This window comes from Oleiphilus sp. HI0061, assembly GCF_001635675.1.
Map to the genome: position 1 here is coordinate 1 of NZ_LWFE01001226.1, position 3,226 is coordinate 3,226.

General features: G+C 44.6%; 4 protein-coding genes. All 4 read right to left on the reverse strand.

Annotation, left to right across the window (positions count from 1 at the left end; translation table 11 throughout):
- On the reverse strand, positions 1-1,620 hold a 1,620-nt coding region (locus tag A3735_RS19100; RefSeq protein ID WP_068638481.1), incomplete at its 3' end, for a methyl-accepting chemotaxis protein.
- A 73-nt stretch (positions 1,621-1,693) separates the two neighbouring features.
- Positions 1,694-2,254, reverse strand: a complete 561-nt coding sequence (locus tag A3735_RS19105; RefSeq protein ID WP_068508699.1) for a chemotaxis protein CheW — start codon at positions 2,252-2,254, stop codon at positions 1,694-1,696.
- A 14-nt stretch (positions 2,255-2,268) separates the two neighbouring features.
- Complete coding sequence (gene pilH, locus A3735_RS19110; protein ID WP_068508698.1) at positions 2,269-2,631, reverse strand: twitching motility response regulator PilH; 363 nt, start codon at positions 2,629-2,631, stop codon at positions 2,269-2,271.
- A 42-nt stretch (positions 2,632-2,673) separates the two neighbouring features.
- Positions 2,674-3,069, reverse strand: coding sequence for a twitching motility response regulator PilG (gene pilG, locus A3735_RS19115; protein ID WP_068508694.1), 396 nt, complete (start codon positions 3,067-3,069; stop codon positions 2,674-2,676).
- Positions 3,070-3,226 lie beyond the last annotated feature (157 nt).

Consider the following 3,226-nt stretch of genomic DNA (forward strand, 5'->3'; position numbering starts at 1 on the left):
GGCAACAACCGCGAAGCCTCGACCTGCATCCCCAGCCATCGATGCCTGAATCGCAGCGTTCAAAGATAGAATGTTGGTCTGGTCGGCAATGTCGTTGATCAAGGATACGATATCCCCGATTTCCTGAGATGATTCACCCAAGCGTTTGATACGTTTTGATGTTTCTTGAATCTGCTCACGAATAGTGTCCATGCCGTGGATGGTATTTTGTACCACTTCAGCACCTTTCTTCGCGATGGTTACCGATCTTTCCGCAACCGAAGTAGACTCTGCAGCGTTAGATGATACTTGGTCGATAGACACCGCCATTTCGTTAACCGCGGCAGAAGCACCCGCAATTTCTTGCGCCTGATGCTCTGAAGATTCAGCCAGCTGCATCGCTGTGCCCTGTGTTTCCTGGGCTGATGAAGCAACCTGTAAGGCGGTATCACGAATAGCTTTTACCAAGCCACGCATTTGGTCGATCGCGAAGTTAATCGAGTCAGCAATTGCACCCGTGAAATCCTCGGTTACTGTTGCTTCTGTTGTCAGGTCACCATCAGCAAGGTCGGCAAGTTCATCAAGTAAACGTAAGATTGCGTTTTGGTTCTGTTCGTTCTGTTCTTCCGTCATTTGCAGACGATTTTGAGATTCGCGGTATAAGTACCAGCCAGCATAAACAATCAACATGATGATTAGCGCTAGAATGATATAAGCCGTATTCGGGTTAAAGAAGCGGTCATCAGCCTGGTTTTGGAACTGGTTCGATAGAGTAGATGTATCTTTTTTCAGTGCGATAGAATTTTCGAAGATAGAGTTAGCAGCGTTACGTACTTTGAATAGTTCGGGAGAGGTTTCAAGTATCGCTTTAACGTTACTGTCGACAAACTCAAAGAGCTCGGCGATCGCTTCAAGGCCGTAGATAGCATCTTCGTCAGTTACCTGAGAAATCTGCATAGCCTCATTGCCTTCAAACATGGAGTTCATTACACGTCCGAATAGTGTCGCATCTTCACCGAAGCGGTTGGCTGCAATAGCGGCATCTTCATCACCCGTAAGGATGTTGTTAACACTACGTACAATACGTTCTGCACGAAGAGACTGACGTTCAGCAACTGAGATCTGGTCTGCGGGAGCATCGTTCTCAAGTAGAATCATGACCACGTCTTCATACTCAATCTGGAGCTGAGGAATGGTTTCGTTTAATGTTTCAGCGATCTGGTGCAGGGTCAAAACCGTTTCCTTGTTTTCCAGGATACGGTCAGCATTGCTTTTTACTGTTTTCCACAGGTCGGTTACACCGGCGTCATCAGCAAGGTTTGATGGCGGCAAGCCGGTTTCATCATTACCTTGGTTGATTAACTGTAGCTTGTTTTCAAAGTCATCTCTAGACTTCTTCAACTGATCAAAGGCCTCTTCTTTACCGGCAGCAGCTTCAGTTGCGTTCTTTGCGACCTCTTGAGACAGTACGCGCAAATCACTAGCGTGACTGGCATATTCGACATCGTAGTTACCGTCTCTAGTGATAAAATATGAAACAACTAAAAGCGAAATCAATAACACGATCAGCGCTGAGCCCACTAAAAGAATTTGTGAGTTGGCGCTCTGGTCTGTGCTAAATTTTCCAGATATGATTTTCATTTCCTGGCTCCCGGCCTTGTACGATCTAGTGTTTGTTTTTCAATTTACTGCTTTCAAATGATGAGCAGCGTTACTACCTGACTGCAACATCAAGAAACTTTTTATTGTTTGTCAGTGTGAAGGTATCAAATACATTCCATTGACTATTGTTCTTTTCAAATGCGCCTTTTATAAAAGGCTGGATTGACTTTTCTAATAGTGAGTTAGCATTCTTTTGAAAGCTATCAGCTGAAAAGTACTGCATGCCGTGAACGCTATCTACGACAAAGCCGCTAAGAATCTCACCGTGCTCGACGATTAAGACTCGTTTATCTCTGCTCTTTTTGGAGCTGGATTCAACATCAAAAAATAAGGCTAAATCCATGATTGGAAGTAGACGGCCACGTACGTTTGCTACACCAAGCATCCAGTTTCGTACACCTGGAACAGAGGTGTACTTGGGTAGGTGCAGGATTTCAGATACTGAACCCATTGGAGCAACGAACTGAGTGTTGGCAATCGTAAAGCCGATACCATTCCATAACTCTACAGCTTCGTCTTGCGCAGGCAGCCCCGCAGCGTACTTAACGCTACGGTTTACGATGTCAGCTAGAATATCAAAGGGGCTAGCTTGCTTGGCAGAAGATGCGCTCATGCTCTGTTAATACCCTAACCCAGCAATTCGTTGATAGTTTGAATCAGGCTACTTTCTGACACAGGTTTTACAAGATATCCTTTGGCGCCTTGGCGTGTACCCCATACCCGGTCTGTTTCCTGGTCTTTTGTTGTCACGATAATTACCGGAATTTCAGCAGTTTCAGTTGCTCGAGTTAATTGTCGAGTGGCCTGAAAACCATTTAAACCTGGCATCACGACATCCATCAGGATTAGGTCAGGTTGTTCTGCTCTCGCAACAGCAACGCCATCAGCACCATTATCAGCGGTAATCACCTCATGATTGTTGCTTTCTAGAATGGTTGAAATTTTACGAATCTCTGTAGGCGAGTCGTCCACGATCAAAATGCGAGCCATAATTCCTCCTGGCAAAATACTACTCTTTGTAAACCGAAATAATTAGCTGACTTGGCTATTCGGCATATGGGTGCGAATAGTATTCAATAATTCATCTTTACTAAATGGTTTGGTTAAATATTGGTCTGACCCAACGATACGACCTTTCGCCTTATCAAAAAGACCATCCTTACTGGACAGCATTATGACGGGGGTAGACTTGAAGGCACTGTTATTTTTTATCAGCGCACAGGTTTGATAACCATCCAGCCTAGGCATCATGATATCAACAAATATTATATCGGGGTGGGAGTCTGCTATCTTAGCGAGCGCATCAAAACCATCTGTAGCGGTGATGACGGTACAGCCAACTTTTTTTAGCAGAGTCTCTGCGGTACGACGAATAGTCTTACTATCGTCGATAACCATAATTTTAAGGTTTTCGAAATTATCTTCCATTATCCAGCAGCCTAAGGCACTTGAAGAACAATTAGCGTCGGGTCTGACATGTCTTGTACGCGACGCACTACGATATTCCAAGCCTGAACTTGTCAAACCTGGTATTTACTTTTCACGGTCACGATACAAAATTCGGCGACCATTATTTCACTATAGA